At 73.0% G+C, this 16649-nt stretch carries 16 protein-coding genes; 9 read left to right on the forward strand and 7 right to left on the reverse strand.

Annotated elements, in window-relative coordinates; all coding sequences use genetic code 11:
- Positions 1–5: 5 nt before the first annotated feature.
- From AB0E67_RS15405 to AB0E67_RS15425, 5 genes are read right to left on the reverse strand one after another with little or no spacing between them, the layout of a single operon-like run.
- The gene (locus tag AB0E67_RS15405; RefSeq protein ID WP_362026137.1) at positions 6–1382 is read right to left on the reverse strand and encodes an STM4012 family radical SAM protein; all 1377 of its coding nucleotides are present in this window, start codon (positions 1380–1382) and stop codon (positions 6–8) included.
- A complete protein-coding gene (locus tag AB0E67_RS15410) occupies positions 1379–2194 on the reverse strand; it encodes an STM4013/SEN3800 family hydrolase (protein WP_073781544.1) in 816 nt (271 codons plus the stop codon). The genes AB0E67_RS15405 and AB0E67_RS15410 overlap by 4 nt, the downstream gene beginning before the upstream one ends.
- A gap of 37 nt (positions 2195–2231) precedes the next feature.
- On the reverse strand, positions 2232–3392 hold the full coding sequence (locus tag AB0E67_RS15415) for an STM4014 family protein (protein ID WP_362026140.1): 1161 nt from the start codon (positions 3390–3392) through the stop codon (positions 2232–2234).
- Positions 3373–4344: an STM4015 family protein gene (locus AB0E67_RS15420; protein WP_362026143.1), complete on the reverse strand. Its 972-nt coding sequence runs from the start codon at positions 4342–4344 to the stop codon at positions 3373–3375. The genes AB0E67_RS15415 and AB0E67_RS15420 overlap by 20 nt, the downstream gene beginning before the upstream one ends.
- 6 nt (positions 4345–4350) lie before the next feature.
- Positions 4351–5307 (reverse strand): STM4015 family protein, encoded by a 957-nt coding sequence (locus AB0E67_RS15425; protein ID WP_362026146.1) that lies wholly within the window; start codon positions 5305–5307, stop codon positions 4351–4353.
- 198 nt (positions 5308–5505) lie between these two features.
- Between AB0E67_RS15425 and AB0E67_RS15430 the strand changes: the two genes are divergently transcribed.
- Positions 5506–5832 (forward strand): hypothetical protein, encoded by a 327-nt coding sequence (locus AB0E67_RS15430; protein WP_362026149.1) that lies wholly within the window; start codon positions 5506–5508, stop codon positions 5830–5832.
- Between the two features lie 202 nt (positions 5833–6034).
- Positions 6035–7036, forward strand: a complete 1002-nt coding sequence (locus AB0E67_RS15435; RefSeq protein ID WP_362026152.1) for a DUF6745 domain-containing protein — start codon at positions 6035–6037, stop codon at positions 7034–7036.
- A gap of 197 nt (positions 7037–7233) precedes the next feature.
- Here the strand turns inward: AB0E67_RS15435 and AB0E67_RS15440 are convergent, their stop codons facing one another.
- The gene (locus AB0E67_RS15440; protein WP_242433792.1) at positions 7234–7845 is read right to left on the reverse strand and encodes a TetR/AcrR family transcriptional regulator; all 612 of its coding nucleotides are present in this window, start codon (positions 7843–7845) and stop codon (positions 7234–7236) included.
- A gap of 116 nt (positions 7846–7961) precedes the next feature.
- Between AB0E67_RS15440 and AB0E67_RS15445 the strand changes: the two genes are divergently transcribed.
- The 7 genes from AB0E67_RS15445 to AB0E67_RS15475 all read left to right on the forward strand — a co-directional run bounded on the left by AB0E67_RS15445 (position 7962) and on the right by AB0E67_RS15475 (position 14719).
- A complete protein-coding gene (locus AB0E67_RS15445; protein ID WP_362026156.1) occupies positions 7962–8411 on the forward strand; it encodes a TIGR03618 family F420-dependent PPOX class oxidoreductase in 450 nt (149 codons plus the stop codon).
- A gap of 130 nt (positions 8412–8541) precedes the next feature.
- Positions 8542–9849 (forward strand): MBL fold metallo-hydrolase, encoded by a 1308-nt coding sequence (locus AB0E67_RS15450; RefSeq protein ID WP_362026159.1) that lies wholly within the window; start codon positions 8542–8544, stop codon positions 9847–9849.
- Between the two features lie 409 nt (positions 9850–10258).
- The gene (locus AB0E67_RS15455) at positions 10259–12289 is read left to right on the forward strand and encodes an ATP-binding protein (RefSeq protein ID WP_362026162.1); all 2031 of its coding nucleotides are present in this window, start codon (positions 10259–10261) and stop codon (positions 12287–12289) included.
- Positions 12290–12296: 7 nt separating this feature from the next.
- The gene (locus AB0E67_RS15460) at positions 12297–12731 is read left to right on the forward strand and encodes a roadblock/LC7 domain-containing protein (protein WP_362026165.1); all 435 of its coding nucleotides are present in this window, start codon (positions 12297–12299) and stop codon (positions 12729–12731) included.
- 2 nt (positions 12732–12733) lie between these two features.
- Complete coding sequence (locus AB0E67_RS15465) at positions 12734–13105, forward strand: DUF742 domain-containing protein (RefSeq protein WP_107430453.1); 372 nt, start codon at positions 12734–12736, stop codon at positions 13103–13105.
- 463 nt (positions 13106–13568) lie between these two features.
- Positions 13569–14135: an ATP/GTP-binding protein gene (locus AB0E67_RS15470; protein ID WP_362026466.1), complete on the forward strand. Its 567-nt coding sequence runs from the start codon at positions 13569–13571 to the stop codon at positions 14133–14135.
- The gene (locus AB0E67_RS15475) at positions 14132–14719 is read left to right on the forward strand and encodes a GAF domain-containing protein (protein ID WP_362026167.1); all 588 of its coding nucleotides are present in this window, start codon (positions 14132–14134) and stop codon (positions 14717–14719) included. Before AB0E67_RS15470 ends, AB0E67_RS15475 begins: the two co-directional genes overlap by 4 nt.
- Before the next feature lie 12 nt (positions 14720–14731).
- On the opposite strand, the gene AB0E67_RS15480 is transcribed toward AB0E67_RS15475, so the two are convergent.
- Complete coding sequence (locus AB0E67_RS15480; protein WP_362026170.1) at positions 14732–16642, reverse strand: DUF2264 domain-containing protein; 1911 nt, start codon at positions 16640–16642, stop codon at positions 14732–14734.
- Between the last annotated feature and the right edge of the window lie 7 nt (positions 16643–16649).

Below are 16649 nucleotides of genomic sequence, written 5' to 3' on the forward strand. Positions count from 1 at the left end.
GGCGCTCACTTCAGCTCGTACGCGGCCATCGCGGCCCGTACGCCGGGGGAGAACATCTCGGGGCCCAGCGCGTCGGAATGGGCCAGGCCCTCGGGGGAGAGCCTCAGCAGACCGGACGCCCCGGCCCCCGTGTCGAGCCAGCCACGCTCCTCGAACCGGGCCAGCTCGGCGGGGAAGTCGTCGGCGGGGAGGCTGCCGAACCGTTCGCGGTAGTCGGCCAGCGCCATGCCCGCGGCCTGGAGCACCGACTGCAGGAGGTGGCGTCGGCGCGCCTCGTCGCCGTCGACGTACCGCCCCACCTCGGCGCGCGAGAAGTCCTCGGCGGCGGCGTAGCCGTCGATGATCGCCCGCACCTCGCGCATCTCCACCGCGTAGTCGAAGGAGTAGTGCAGCCGTGAGGTGTACGAACGGGCCCCGCACCCCAGACCGATCATGCCGTCCGTCTGGCAGGCGTGGTCGTCGGGTCCGTCCGTGCGCGGGGCGTCGGCGCGGCGGAACATCCGCATCGACACCTGCTCGTAGCCACGGGCGAGGAGATGGTCCCGGCCCGCGCGGTACAGCCGCAGCCGCTGCCGGTCCCAGGCGGCGTCCGCCGCTTCCTCCTCGTCCGCGCGCGCCTCCGCACCCAGCCGGCCGAGACCGGTCAGCGGGCGGACGTACAGCGGGTACAGGTACAGCTCCTCCGGCCGCCACCGCAGCGCCGCGTCCAGCGAGGTGTGCCAGCTGTCCTCGGTCTGCCCGTCGATGCCGTAGATCAGGTCGATGTTGAGGACCGGGACACCGGTGTCGCGTATCCGGTCCAGGGCGCTCTCCACATCGGCGCGGCGCTGCGGCCGGACGGCGGCGCGGGCCTCGGCCTCGACGAAGCTCTGCACCCCGATGCTGATCCTCGTCGTGCCCCGGTCCGCGAGGACGGCCAGCCGGTCGGCGGTCGCGGTGGACGGCGACGTCTCGACGGACAGCGGGACGGCCCGCAGGTCGGCGCCCATCCGCTTCTCCGCGATGTCGCACAGCCGTTCCAGCTCCGCCGCCGTCAGGAACGTGGGCGTGCCCCCGCCGAACGCCGCGGCGGCGAACCGTACCGGTTCCGCGTCGCCCAGTGCGTCCCGGACGGTGACGGCCTGCCGGTCCAGCGCGTCGAGGTAGCGGGTCGTCAGCTCGTCGGGAGCGCCGATCCGCGTGAACAGGTTGCAGAAGCCGCAGCGGACCTCGCAGAAGGGTATGTGCAGGTAGAGCGAGAGCGCGTCCTTGCGCTCCGACGCCCACAGCTCCCGCAGCGCCGGCCGGTCCGGCAGCGGGCGGTAGGCCGTCTTGTGCGGATAGGCGTAGACGTAGCTCCGGTAGGGACGGACGACCGGCGCGGCGGTGGTGGTGCGGTTCATGACGCGGTGGCCCCCGGTTCCAGGAAGAAGTGCGCGTACGGGACCGTCCACACGGACTCGTGGCCGATCCGGTGACCGGTGTAGCCGTCGTCCCCGTACGCCGTGCCGTGGTCGGAGCAGACGATGGCGAAGCAGCGGCGACGGCTGCTCGCGGCGGCGAAGAGACGCCCGATGTGGGCGTCGACGTATTCGAGCGCGGCGGCGTGGGTGGCGCGGGAGTCGCCCGCCTCGCGGGTGGCCCCCGGCGTGTGGAACCAGTTGGGCTGGTGCAGCGCGGACACGTTGACGAAGAGGAACAGCCGCTGCTCCGGGGCGAGGGAGGAGACCACCCGCTCCGCCCGGGCCACCTGTGCCTCGAAGGACGTGGGCGACGCGACACCGAACTCCGGCTCCCAGTGGCTCTCCTGGAACAGGCCGGGCAGCACGGAGCCCAGTGCCCCCTGCTTGTTGAAGAACCCGACACCGCCGATGCACACCGTGCGGTATCCCACCGAGGCGAGGCCGGACGGCAGGTCCGGCGTGTCGAAGACGAAGGTGCCCGACGCCGTGGACTCGCTGCCCGCGAACCGGGCCGCGAACAGCCGGGGATGGGGACCCGGGCCGACCGGGGTCGGCAGGAAACCCGCGAACATCGCCTGGTGCGAGGCGTAGGTGAAGCTGCCGGGAGCGTGGCGCGTCTCCCACGCGCCGCCGGGCAGATGGCGTGCCAGATGGGGGATGCGTCCCGCGGCGGCGAGCTCCTGCGCCACGTCGTGGCGCAGCGTGTCGAGGGTGACGAACAGCAGGTCGTGGCTTCCCACGACCCCGCTCATGTCCGGGTTCTCGCAGGCCACGGCGGCGGGCGCGGTGTCAGTGAGTGGGGGTTGCACGGTGGTTCCTTGCTCGGTTCAGTACGGCGGCGACCTGCGCCGCGTAGGTGTCCAGGCCCTCGGCACCGCTGCCGGGGAGCCCGGTCAGCCGCGGCAGCAGGTCGCCGAAGGCGTTGACCTCGCAGACGGCGAAGCGCCGCAGGTCGGACGAGGGCAGCAGATCGACGCCGACACACAGTGTGTCCGGGAAGCACGCGGCGGCCCGTTCGCACACGGCCAGGGCCTCGGCCCAGTCGCCGCCGGCGGCCGTGACGGCCGCGCGGAAGTCGTCGAGATCCCCCCGCGCGCCGCCGAGGTGGAGATTGGTCATGGGGGAGCGGCTGGTACGCACGACGGCGTGGGTGGCGCGGCCCGCCACTACCACGACCCGCAGGTCCGCCGCCCTGCCGCGCCGGGTCGCCTTGGGCAGCCAGCGTTCCACGTGCAGCCCGTCCGGAGCGAGCGCGTCGACGATCGCCGCGACCTCCCGCTCCGTCGCGCAACGGCGCACCCGCAGCGAATTGAAGAGCCGGCCGGCCGCGTCGCGCTCCACCGATGTGGTGGCCCGCACCCGGCCGGGTCCGGCCGTCTCTACGGCCAGGACCCCCGAGGCGGACGAACCGTGCGCGAGCTTCACGAAGGCCCTGGGCATCCCGTGGGCCGCCATCCGCTCGCGCACGTCCGCCCAGTCGCGCACCGCGGGGGCCGCGGCCCCCGACGTCGGCGAGGCGGGCACCGGGATCCCGGCGCCGTCCAGCACGGCGTGACACAGCCGCTTGTCGAACAGCACCGCGATGTCGCCGGGGGCGTCGAGCAGCACGGCACCGGATTCGGCGGCGTCCCGCGCCACCGACCGCAGGGCGGCGGTGAACCGGGCGTACCACAGGGCTGATCCCTCGACCCTGGTCGGATCGTCGACCGCCCGGAGCAGCCGCTCCACCTCGGCGTCCTCCCCGGGCGAGTCCATGCGCACGGTCTCGCCCGGACGGAACACGGCCTCGCCGCGCAGCACGTCCGGCCAGGGGACGACCCGCGCGGGCGGCAGCCCGGCGGCGCGCACGGCGTCCTGGAAGAGCGTGACCCGGCGGTTGCCGGGCACCCCCACGACGGCGAGACGCGGCGCCGGACCCGCCGGACCCGGACTATTCGCTGACGGCGACATAGCGGAACTCGTCCTCGTCCGGATCCCAGTACGCGACCTCGTCCACGTCGCGGATCACCCGGTCGGGACCGAGCAGCTCTCCGAGACGGCCCATCAGCGCCGCGCCGGCGTAGTGGTGGTGCAGGTCCAGCGAGGCCAGATGGGTGAGCGGCTGGCCCGAGAGCAGCGCCTCGACACCCTCGTCGCCCAGGGTCCCCATCGCGAGGGACAGCGATTCCAGCTGCGCGACGACCGGGGCGGAGGCCACCGCGGCCGCGATCTCGTCCTGGATCTCGCTGTTCTGCAGTCCGAGATGGCGCAGGGCCGGGAACGACGCTCCGTTCAGCAGCGGTGCCAGGTCCTCGACGCCCGTGTCCCCGCCGTACTCGGAAACGCCGAGCCAGAGTTCCAGATGCTCCAGTGCGGGCAGCTCGGACGCGCCGACCGCGCGCACGATCTCGGCCGGCAGTCCGCCCGACTCGAACCGCAGCTTCCTGAGCGAGGTGTGCCGCACCGGGCGCAGCGCGAGCGTCGACCCGTCGCCGAAGGTGCTGCCGCACCCGCGGACCGTCAGCTCCTCCAGCGCGCCGAACGCCTCGACGACCGGGGTGATGTCGGCCATCTCCAGCCAGGACAGCTCGCACTCCTCACCGACGACGTCGGCGAGGAAGAGCGCCTTCAGGGCCGGGAAGCGGTCCGCGTCCCCGGCCAGCAGCTCGACGACGGGAGTGAAGGACACGTAGTCCTCCTGCCACCACGGACCGATCAGCAGGGCCCGGACCTTCGTCGTGTCGACCGTGTCGACGAAGTGCCGCCACAGCCCGGTGAACGTCAGATCGCCCTGCCAGGCGCTCTCCAGCCGCCATGCGACGGAGTCGGCCGCGGGAAGGGGATCAGTGCTCCGCGCGCCGGGCCCGGGCAGGGTGAGAACCGGAAGGCCGTGGAACGTCTCGGGGTGTTCGATGTCCGTCATCGCACGTCACTCCGACACCGCGGTGTACCGGCCCTCGACCCCGCGGTCGACCCACGGCTTCTCGCGCTCCGACACGTCGACCCGTACGCCGTGGGGCTTCAGCGCCTGGACGACCCGGCGCTCCATCGGCTCGGTCATGAAGTGGTGGTGCAGATCGAGGCATTCGAGATGGGTGAGCGGCTGGCCGTCCAGCAGCGCAGCCGCGCCCTCGTCGCCCAGCGTGCCGTTCGACAGGTCGAGGACCCGGAGCTGGGCGACGACCGGGGCGGCCGCGACGGCGGTCGCGATCTCGTTCTGCACCTCGCTGTTGCGCAGACCGAGGTGCGTGAGCCTCGGGAAGCGGGAACCGGAGAGCAGCGGGGCGAGGTCCGCCACGTCGGCGTCGCCCCCGTACGCGGAGACGCCGAGCCAGAGGTCCAGCCGCTCCAGCGCGGGCAGTTCACTGTCCAGGACGCCTCGGAGCGCACCGACCGGCAGGCCTCCGGTCTCGATGGTCAACGCGCGCAGCCGCTCGTGCTTGCAGGGGGAGAACTCCAGGTCCGTGCCGCCGCGCACGCCGAGCTCCAGCAGATCGGGGAAGGCGTCGAGCAGCGCCGTGACGTCGGACTGCTCGATCCAGGAGATCTCGTTCTCCTCCATGGTCATGTCGCCCACGAAGACGGCCTGGAGCGAGGTCAGCCGGTCGGCCGCGGCGATCACCAGACCGATCGGGTACGAGGAGGGCTCCTCGTAGGACTCGCCCCACTGACCGATGATCAGTGCACGGACCCCCGCCGGGTCGACGGTGTCGAGAAACGTCCGGAACGCCTCCTCCCAGGTCTTCTCGCACTCGTCGTCGTAGGGGTCGACCGAGATGCGCCAGGCCGCCGCGTCGGCTGCCTGGGCGGGTGCTTCGCCCGTCGCGTGCTGGAAGTCGACGGCGGGCAGGCCGAGCAACTCGTGCAGGTGGTCCACACCGGACATGGCCCTGAGCTCCTGGTACTGGGGAACGGCTGATGTCCGCAAGGTTTATCAAGCCCCACTGACAACGCCGTGACCGGGGACCGTCCGGCACGTGTCCGGTGATGCCGGCAGGCCGCCCGAGGACGCGTTGTCAGACCCTGCCCTTAGCTTCTTCCTCGTGGCCGGCACAGCGGGTGCGGCCGTCGAGGGGAGAGGTCTGTGTACCGACAGGGCGATGTACTGATCATGTCGTTGGCGGAGTCGGCGGTGCCCGCGCATCTCGTGGAGGCTCCGGGCGAGCCGAGGGACGGCCGGGGCCGGATGGTCCTCGCGCTGGGCGAGGTGACCGGGCACGCCCACGCGGTCCAGGGACCGGGCCGGCTGATGCGCGAGGCCGGAGCGTTCGGGCCGATGCTGCTGCACCTTCCCGAGGGCGGCCGGGTGGTGCACGAGGAGCACGGGGCGATACCGCTGCCCAAGGGCTGGTACCGCGTGGTGCGTCAGCGGGAGTACGCGCCGGGCGCGGTCCGCATCGTCGCGGACTGATTCGGCCGGGCGGGCGGCGGCCGGAAGAGACACCGGTGAGCGGTGATCCGATCCAGCGCCGGATCACCGCGGCCTGCGGGGCACGCCGGGCAGGGGACGCGACGCGTACGACATGGCGTGCGGAAACACCTGGCATCGAACAATCAATACCGAACATCGAACACCTGACATCGAACACATATGCAGGGGACGGGGAAGACGGATGCAGTACGTGGACTCCTGGCGGGCCGTGGCGGCGGCGACGGGCGCGGCGGACCGGGCCGCGGCCGAGGACGGGGTGCGGCTCGCCTACCGCCGCGCGGGGCTCGCGGAGCCGGAGCGGATCGTCTGGGTCGACTCGCCCAGAGCCGCCGTGGAGGCGGTCGAGAAGATCGTCGACACCGGGCGTTCGGTGCGCGACGAGGTACGGACCCGACCCTGGGCCGAGGAACGGCGCCGGATGTACGACGAACTCGGCCCGGCGGGCTGGTCCGCCCTGTGGTCGGCCACGGGGGCGCAGCTCTGGGAGACGACGGCGGCGCTCGCCGAGCGGATCAGGGGCGGCATCGTCGCGGACCTCGCCCGGACCCCCGAGGAGGGGGCCGCTGTCCGACTGGTGCTGCTCGACGCGGTCCTGGGCCAGCACGACGCGGCCTGGCTCGCCGCGTTCGACGGCCGGGGCGACCGGCTGGACGGCCTGGCCGAGGTGGCCAGGAACGCGGGCTGGTGGTGGCCCTACGAGCGCGTGGTGGTGATCAGCGAGCGCCCGGAGGCGCTTCACCGGGACGAGGCGGGCCGCCTCGACCGCGGGGACGGCCCGGCGCTGGCCTACCGGGACGGCTTCGCGCTGCACGCCTGGCGGGGCATGCCCGTCCCGGCCGAGTTCCTCGCGGAGCTGAACACCCTGACGCCCCGACGGATACGCGAGGAGGAGAACGCGGAACTGCGCCGTGTGATGCTGGAGTTCTACGGCTACGACCGCTACCTCACCGAGTCGGGCGCCGAGCCCGTCCACCGCGACGAGACGGGGGTGCTCTGGCGGATCGCACTGGACGGCGACGAGGACGTGGTGATGGTCGAGGTGGTCAACTCCACGCCGGAGCCGGACGGCACGCACCGCACGTACTGGCTCCGGGTGCCGCCCGGGACGCGGACCGCGAAGGACGGGGTGGCCTGGACCTTCGGGCTCTCGGCGGACGTGTACGCGCCCGTGCGCCAGACCTGACCCCGTGGCAGGGCCGACGGCGCCGAACCGTTCGGTGCCGTCCCCGGGACGGCCGGAGCACCCATGCGCCGGTTTTCCCGGTCGGCGGGCGGTGTCGGGGATTCCTCCGGCAAGCGGTCGCGGGGGTCACGGACGGTGGAGCGGACATCGGCGGGCGGCGAAGGGCGACGGCGGACCGGTCCTGATCCGGTACGTGGTCAGGCCGTCAGCGCCGCGTGGTCGATGCCGAGTTCGCGGGCGAGGGCCTCGTCGGTCCAGGCCATCATGGTGGCCTGGGAGAGCGGTGCAGCGTACGACGTCATCTGCACCGTCAGGCCGTCCAGCAGTGCGGTGAGCCGCCACGCCACGGACATCGGGTCGTCGCAGTGGAACTCACCGGCGGCGGCGCCCTCCTCGATGACCTCGGCCAGTTCCGCCTTCCACTGCTGGTCGAGGTCACCGGCCACGTTGCGCAGGGCCGGGTCGCGCAGGGAGGCGGCCCACGCCTCGATCCACAGCCGCCACACCTTGGCGCGGCCTGTCGGCGCGTACCAGCGCACGGCCGCGCGCAGCCGCCGTACCGCACTGGTGCGGCGGCTCAGCAGCTTGCGCAGATGGGCGAGATCGGCTTCCGCGGCATGGGCGAAGGCGGCCGCGACGAGCTTCTCCTTGGTCGAGAAGTGGTAGAGCACGAGCGCGTTGCTCACTCCGAGCACGGAGGCCACATCGGCGATCCGGACCGCCGCGACACCTCTTACCTCGATCTGCTCGACGGTGGCGCGCAGGAGTTCCTCGCGTCGTTCCGCCACGCCCAGTCGCACTCTTGCCACGGCGTCACCCTAACGAATGCACGGGCCGCGGGCGGACCGGGGGCACGGTCGCCCGGTTTTCACACGCGTGCGCGACGGCGCGGAATCCTGTGGTGGCGACGGTCGTTGGACCCTGCATGACGGAAATCGACGAAGGAACAACGCCACAGGAAGCGCTGCTCGGTCTGCTCGGAGAGGTGGACGGCGGGGTGCTCGTGACGCTGGGGCGGGACGGCAGACCGCAGCTCTCCAACGTCAACCACCATTACTACGCCGGGGAGGGCGTCGTCCGTGTCTCGATCACCGAGGACCGGGTGAAGACGAGGAACCTCCGCCGCGACCCCCGGGCGAGCTACCACGTCACCAGCGCGGACCGCTGGGCCTGGACGGTCGTGGACGGCACGGCCGAGCTGACCCCGTCGGCGGCCGACCCGCACGACGCGACGGTGGAGGAACTGATCGCGCTCTACCGCGACGTCCGCGGCGAGCACCCCGACTGGGACGAGTTCCGCGACGCGATGGTCCGGGACCGGCGCCTCGTGCTGCGGCTGCGCGTCGAGCACGCCTACGGGCAGCCGCGTGGGTGACGGCTCCGGGGGCCGTCGGTCAGTCCATCGGGCGACCCGCTCTCGCGCGGTCCGCCGGAATGTTCCGCGCTCGCGCGGGCGTGCGGCCCGCCCATAATTGAGACGACACCGACTCCCCCCAGGAGATGATGTGACCGGCGCCGACCCCTTGCCTCCGCTCCGTGCCCGGATGCGCTCGCTGCGTCCCGCCGCATTCGGCGCCGAGCCGGAGGGCGCACGCATGGAGCGGATCCGCCGCTCGCCCCACTTCGTCGACGGCTCCTTCCGCAACCCCGTGGGCGCGCGGACCGGACCGTCCGGATCCGCGCTGGAATTCGCGAAGGTCTACTTCCGCAAGGAGGGACGGATACGCAGGGCCCCGGCCGGCACCGTCCCCGTCCACGCCACGACCTACGCGGACCTGGCCGAGCCGCCCGCCACCGGCCTGCGGCTCACCTGGATGGGCCATTCCAGCGTGCTCGCGGAGATCGACGGCAGACGCGTGCTGTTCGACCCGGTGTGGGGCGAGCGCTGCTCGCCCTTCGCCTTCGTCGGCCCCAAGCGGCTGCACCCGGTGCCGCTTCCGCTCGCCGCTCTCGGCCCGGTGGACGCGGTGGTGATCTCGCACGACCACTACGACCACCTCGACCTCCCGACGATCCGGGCCCTCGCGGGCACGGGCACGGTGTTCGTGGTCCCGCTCGGGGTCGGCGCCCATCTGGAGCGGTGGGGCGTGCCCGACGACCGGATGCGCGAGCTCGACTGGAACGAGACCGCGAGCGTCGCCGGAATCGCCCTCACCGCCACTCCGGCCCGCCACTTCTGCGGACGCGGCCTGCGCAACCAGCAGCACACGCTCTGGGCGTCCTGGTCCGTCGCCGGGCCCGAGCACCGGATCTACCACAGCGGCGACACCGGGTATTTCCCCGGCTTCAAGGACATCGGCGCCGAACACGGCCCGTTCGACGCGACGATGATCCAGATCGGTGCCTATTCCGAGTACTGGGCCGACATACACATGACCCCGGCCGAGGGGGTGCGGGCGCATCTGGATCTCCAGGGGGGCGAGCCGCTCGGCACGATGCTCCCGATCCACTGGGCCACCTTCAACCTGGCCCCGCACCCGTGGGCCGAGCCGGGGGAGGGGACCCTCGCCGCCGCGGAGGACGCGGGCGCCGCGATCGCTCTGCCACGGCCGGGCGAACCGTTCGAGCCCACGTCGCGGAGCCTCCCCACCGAGCCGTGGTGGCGTCCGGTGGCCCCGCAGCCGGTGGAGCACCGGCCCGCCGACGCCGCGCGGATCACGGATCTCGCCCAGGCTCCGACGGGAGTCATGTCCCCGGCGGGCGTGGGAACGACAGGCCCGGGAACGGCGGACGCGGGAACGGCGGACGCGGGAACGGCGGACGCGGGGACGGAGGACGGGAGCGGCCACTCCGAGGTGGCCCCGACGCCGTGACGGCACCCGGGGCGCCCGCTCACGTCGAGCGCGAGGGCGGCCCGGAGGGCGGCGGCACGACGGCAGACGGCCCGTCCGGTGCGACCGGACGGGCCGAGCCGTTCCATGCGCCGGGCGGTGCGTGCGGCACTGCGGCCCATGAGGCCGTTCGAGTGTCCGCCGACCGGAGGTTCCCCACGGAGAAATTCGGTCTTGTGTGCGAGGTGCCATACCAGAGCGGGACGGATGGCGGGCAAGTTCGACAACTGCCCGTCGCGCATACGCGAGGGGCAACTACGGTGTGTGTCCGGTGAGCAACGGTGGGCTTCCATTGCCGAGCCCGCCCGACCGCCGGACCGAGCCCGACCGAGCACCGTAGGGGGCCACGCATGGACGCCGATTCCTGGTGCCCCACGTACCGAGGACACTGATGTCTCAACTGCGCGCACCCGAGGCGCGACCGGAACGCCGCGAGGGCGGACGGCACGGCCGACCGGGTAGCCGCTCCCACGCGGCCTCCACGAGGGCACGCACCGCCCATCCGTCCCACGAGGCGCGCATACGGCCCCAGATGCTGCGTACCGCGGTGCTGCCGACCGTCGTCGCGGTGCTGAGCGGGGCCGTGGCGGTCATCTGCGCCATCCGCTCGTCCGGCGTCCGGCCGTCCGCCTCGCTGTGGATCGCGCTGTGCGGGGCCGGCACGATGGCCCTCGCCGCCGTGCTGGCCGCCTTCATCGCCGCCAACCGGGTCGTCACCACCGTCTTCGGACGCTGTCTCGCGCTCCGTCGCGCCAGTGCGCAGGGCCAGGCCGAACTGCAACGGATGGTGGAACTCCTGCGCAACGGCGAGTCCCTGCCCGCACGGAGGCCCGCGCGGTCCGCCGGCCCCGGCAGCGACGCCTTCGAGCTTCTCGCGCAGGAGATCGGCCGTCAGCAGGAGGCCGCCGTCGCCGCCGTCGTGGAGGTGTCCCGGCTCACGGACCACACGGGAGAGGAGCAGAAGGTCGAGGTGTTCGTGAACCTCGCCCGCAGGCTCCAGTCGCTCGTGCACCGCGAGATCCAGTTGCTCGACGAGCTGGAGCACGAGGTCGAGGACCCCGATCTGCTCAAGGGTCTCTTCCACGTCGACCACCTCGCCACACGCATCCGCAGACATGCGGAGAACCTCGCGGTTCTGGGCGGCGCGGTCTCGCGGCGGCAGTGGAGCAGCCCGGTCACCATGACCGAGGTGCTGCGCTCGGCGATCGCCGAGGTCGAGCAGTACCCGAGGGTCAAGCTGGTACCGCCGATCGCCGGCACCCTGCGCGGGCACGCCGTGGCCGATGTGATCCACCTGCTGGCCGAACTGGTCGAGAACGCCACGGTCTTCTCCGCCCCGCACACCCAAGTGCTGCTGCGCGCCCAGCAGGTGACCGCCGGGCTGGCGCTGGAGGTCGAGGACCGGGGTCTGGGCATGCCGGTCAACGAGCAGAGGCGGATGAACGCCCTGCTCGCCGACCCCGATCAGGTCAGTGTGGCCCGCCTCCTGCAGGACGGCCGGATCGGCCTGTTCGTCGTCGCGTCCCTCGCCCGTCGGCACGGCATCGCGGTACGGCTCCAGAGCAACATCTACGGGGGCACACAGGCCGTACTCGTCCTGCCCCGGACCCTGTTGGGCGTGGACGAGGACGCCCCGGCCGGGCCGGACGCGGTGCCGGCGTCGCCCTCCGGGCCCGTGCATCGTCCAACGGCCCAGCAGGGCAGGGATGTTCACCGTCGGCCGAACCCCCATCCGGCCCCGGACCCTCGCTCGAACCCGGACCCCGGCCCGAACCCGCATGCCATCGCGCCTCCGGCCCCGCTCGCGCACCGCGGCGCGGCTCCGGTCGCCGGCCCGGACGCCTTCCCGCCGCGCGACCCGGTCGTCGGACCCGCCGCGGACCCACGGCCGGGCGCCCGGCCGCAGCCGTACGTCCCCGGCCAACCGCTGAGCCCGTCCGAGCGCGGCGGCCCCGCCCCGGCCGGGCCCCCTCCTGGAGCCCGGCCCACGGGTGACGGACCACGGGCGCGCGACGGAGAGCACGACGGGTCCGGGGCCGCGCGCGGCGCCGCGGTGCGGCCCCGACTCCCCAGGCGCAGCACCCAGGAGCACCTGGCTCCTCAGCTCAGGCAGCCCCCGACCCCGCGCACCGAGGACGAACACGCCCTGCACGACCCGGGTCTCATGGCGGCCTTCCGGCGCGGCATCGATCTGGCCGAGGCCCGCAGCGAGTCCGAGGCCGACATCGACGGCCGGGGCACGGGTACGGACCCGGCCCCCGAACCGGTGGACCGGCCCCGGACCCCGCCGCAGCCCCTGCCGGTCCGGGTGCGGACGGCGCCCTTCGCCCCGCACCGGCGTCTCCCGGGCCAGGACGCGGGCCCGGCACCGGCCCCCGCGCCCGTAGACGACCCCCTCGAAGCGAACCCCCTCAAGGAGTAGATGCGCCATGGCGACCGATATGCCGTCCGGTCAGGTCTCGGACCTCGACTGGTTGTTGAGCGGACTGGTGCAGCGTGTGCCGTACACACGCAGCGCGGTCCTCCTGTCCGCCGACGGACTGGTGAAGTCCCTCCACGGCATGGATGCCGACAGCGCCGACCACATGGCCGCGCTGGCCGCGGGGCTGTACTCGCTCGGCCGCAGCGCCGGCGCGCGCTTCGGCGACAACGGGGACGTACGTCAGGTCGTGGTCGAGCTGGACTCGACCCTGCTGTTCGTCTCCACCGCCGGATCGGGTACCTGCCTCGCCGTCCTCGCCGGCCGCGAGGCGGACGCCGCGGTGCTGGGCTACGAGATGACCATGCTGGTCAAGAGCGTCCGGCCGTATCTGATGACCCCGACCCGACAGGCAGTCGCGGTACCGGGTGCCTCGGGGCTGTGAGCGTGTCGGTTCCGCAGGACGGGCCGTTGCTCGACGACGCCGCCGGGCGGCTCATCCGCCCGTACACCGTGAGCAACGGCAGGACCCGTCCTAGCACCGTGCTCGACCTGCTCTCCCTGGTGAGGGCCACGGGTGCCGAACCGCAGGCCCCGCTCGGTCCCGAGCACTCCGTCGCGCTGGGGCTGTGCGGCGGCCCCACGTCGGTGGCCGAGATCGCCGCCCATCTGCGGCTGCCCGCGGTCGTCACCAAAGTGCTCGTCTCCGACCTGGTGGACTGCGGGGCAGTCACCGCGCACCCGCCCGCCTTCCATGACACGCCCACCGACCGATCCCTGCTGGAGGCAGTGCTCGATGGCTTACGACGACAGCTCTGACGGCTTCGGCAGCTCCGCCGCGTACGGGAACAGCGAAGGTCCCGAGGGCTACGGGCTCCCCGAGGGGTACGGAGGGCACGGGCGGTCCGAAGGGTTCGGAACGTACGAACGTCCGGAGACCTACGAGAACCTCGCAGGCCATGAGACCGGCCAGGGACTCCACGCACGTCCCGCAGGTCCGGAGGACCGCGGCCGTCCGGAGGCGTACGGAGGCCCAGGCCCGGGGCACGGTTCCGGTGCGGGGCCCGGCTTCGACGGCACTCCCGGCTTCGAGGGCGGTCCCGGCGGGGGCCACGGCCCCGGCGCGCCGTACGCATACGGGGGATCCCACGGAGCGAGCGGCGGCCACGCCCCGGGGGGCACCCATCACCGGGGCCGGGACACCGACGCGTCGGCGGCTCCTGCCGGTTCCGTCGATCGACTCGATGCCGGAGGGCCCGCCGCCGAGGGGTTTCCCGTCGCGCTGAAGGTGCTGGTGGCGGGCGGGTTCGGCGTCGGCAAGACCACGTTCGTCGGCGCGGTCAGCGAGATCGCGCCGTTGAGCACGGAGGAACTGCTCACCCAGGCGGGTGCCACGACGGACAACCTCGACGGCATCGAGTCCAAGACGTCCACCACCGTGGCCATGGACTTCGGCCGCATCACGCTCGACGAGCAGCATGTGCTCTACCTGTTCGGCACCCCCGGGCAGGAGCGCTTCTGGTTCATGTGGGACGAACTCTCCCAGGGCGCGCTGGGGGCGGTGGTGCTCGCGGACACGCGACGGCTCGCCGAGTGCTTCGCCGCCGTCGACTTCTTCGAACGCCGCGGTATCGGCTTCGTCATCGCGGTGAACGAGTTCGACGGGGCCCACCGCTACGCGCCCGAGGAGGTACGGGCCGCGCTCGACCTGGGCCCCGACGTACCGGTCGTGCTGTGCGACGCCCGCATCGCCAGCTCGGGCACGGGGACCCTGGTCACGCTGGTCCAACACCTCATCAACGCCACCTCCGCCCCGGCCCCGCGGACCGCCTTCGGAGCCCGCGCGTGACGCGGCCCGCCTCCGACCGGCTGCTGCTCACGCCCATGGACCGGGACTCCGTCGTGCGTACCCATCGACTGCGGACCCTGGGGCTCGGGGAACGCGCCGACGCCTCGTTCGACAACTTCGACGCCTTCGCCGACCGGGTGGCCGAGGTCACCGACGTCCCCTATTCGATGGTCAACTTCATCGACGGCAACCAGCAGTTCTTCGCCGGGCTGCATACGCCGAGCGGCACGTACAAGGGATCCGACCTGGGTGCCGCCACCGCGGGCAGCAGCCGGGCCGGCCGGTACGTGGCCCTGGACCGCGGCTACTGCCCGCACGTCGTCGTGCGGCGCAAGGCGCTCGTGCTGGAGGACGTCTGCGACTATCCGCGCTTCGCCGGAAACCCGGTCGTCGACGACATAGGCATCCGCTCCTACCTCGGCGCCCCGCTGATCGACCGGACGGGCATCGCCCTGGGCGCCGTCTGTGCGGTCGACACGGTGCCCCGCTCCTGGGGCAGGGCGGGGCTCGACACGATCAAGTCGCTGGCCAGGGAACTCGTCGGCCACATCGATCAGCGGGAGGGCATCAGCACCGGAATCTGACCGCCCGGAGGTTCAGACCTCGATCGTCGTGCCGTCCAGGAACGTCAGCACCACCGAGTCCGCCCCCGTGTGCACCCGCACCGAGTCGCGCAGCGCCTCCGGATGCACGGCGTCCCGGGAGAGGACGACCAGCGAGACATGGATGCTCCGCCCTCCCGGGTGCGGCCGGCTGCGCAGGTACGGGATCGCGGAACGCGGACCGTGGGCGTTGGACTGGACGTCACGCGCCACGGCGGCCCCCTCGACGCCGCCGTCCCAGCCGTGCAGCGCGACCAGGGCGCTGCTCAGGCCGTCCGGCGTACGGGCGAGTGCCCAGTCGGGGCCCGCCTGGGCGAGAGGGCTCTCCGCGTGGGCGACCGCATGACCGCCCTCGCGCACCACCGCTCCCTCGGGCGCCTCGACCCGGTGCACCCGGACCTCCCAGGGGCCGTGCAGCACGCTCGTCGTCTCGATCCGGTACGTCCGGTCGTCACCGGGGAGCCTCGCCGCGTACCAGGACGAGGCCACCCGGCCCTCGCAGCGCAGAGGGTGGATCCGGCGGCGCGGCGACGGGGTGCCGTCCGGGGCAACGAGCGCCAGATGTCCGTCCACGGAGCGGGCCAGGGCGTGCGGGGCGGCTTCGGGGGCGGTGGCCGTCGAGTAGCCGAGCTTCGCGTAGTGCGGGTCGTGCGTGCCCTCGGAGGGGTCGGCGGTTTCGTCGTACGGCGGATTGTGGTCGCTGCCGTGGTTGACCAGCCGCACGATGCCGTCGTCACGGGTGCCGTGCAGCAGCCAGCCGGGGGCGGGCAGAGCCGTGTACTGGTCCGACTCCTCGACGGGCAGCGGGAGTTCGCGTGCCGTCCACACCGGATGGTCCGCCGGGAGCAGCAGCCCGAGGAAGCCCTTGCTGGCCCAGTACGGCGACGCGGGGCCGGAGTACGGCTGCGTGCTGGGCAGGAACGTGTCGTACCAGCCGAGCGTCAGCAGCCCCCGCTCGTCCGGCACGCCGCGCTCGGCGAAGTGCCGCATCGTGCCCGAGGCGAGGCGCCGGGTGAGCCCCGGCGCGAGCGGGGTGCAGTCGGCCAGCGCCCCCATCCACACCGGAGCCAGCGCGGCGAACCGGTACGTCAGCGAACGCCCCTGGTGGACCGGCGCCCCGTCGGCGCCGAAGAAGTGCGGGTAGTCCTCCAGGAACCTGCGCAGCCGCTGCCGGTAGACGTCGGTCCGGCCCCCGTCGTCGGCGCCCGCCATCCGCGACCACAACAGCGGGTACAGATGCATGGCCCAGCCGATGTAGTAGTCGAAGTTGCGACCGTCCCCGTCGGTGTACCAGCCGTCGCCGACGTACCAGTCCTCGATCCGGTCCAGGCCGTTCTCGATGTCGGAGCGGCTGTACGGGGCGCCGACCGAGGCGAGGAACTGCTCGGACACCACCTGGAAGAGGCGCCAGTTGTTGTCCCAGGTGCGGCCGCCGACGAACCCGGAGAACCAGTCGACGACCCGCTCCTGCACCCGTGCGTCGAGCCGGTCCCAGATCCACGGCCGGGTCTCGTGCAGTGCCACCGCGACCGAGGCCGCCTCCACCATCTGCTGCGAACAGTCGGTCAGCCCCGGCCACGCCTCGCCGCTGCCCGGGTCCGTGCCGGCCGCGAGCCCCGCCGCGTACCGCTCGACGAGCGCGGGGTCGACCGCCCCGCCCGCGCCCGCGATGCGGCAGGCGGCGAGCAGGAACGACCGGGCGAACCCTTCGAGGCCGTCCGAGACGATCCCCGACCAACTGGTGCGGCCGGGCAGCCGGTACTGGGCGAAGCCGGGTGTCGCGTAGGGCACCAGCGCGTCCAGCATCCGGTCGGCCACCGCCTCCCAGTGGTCCCGGGTCCAGCCGGTGCGCGACGACAACAGCCTGTCGGGCGCGGGGAGTCGCAGATACGGGGGGACGGACATGGTGGTG

Source organism: Streptomyces sp. NPDC032161, assembly GCF_040636995.1.
In the GTDB taxonomy this organism is placed as follows: Bacteria; Actinomycetota; Actinomycetes; order Streptomycetales; family Streptomycetaceae; genus Streptomyces.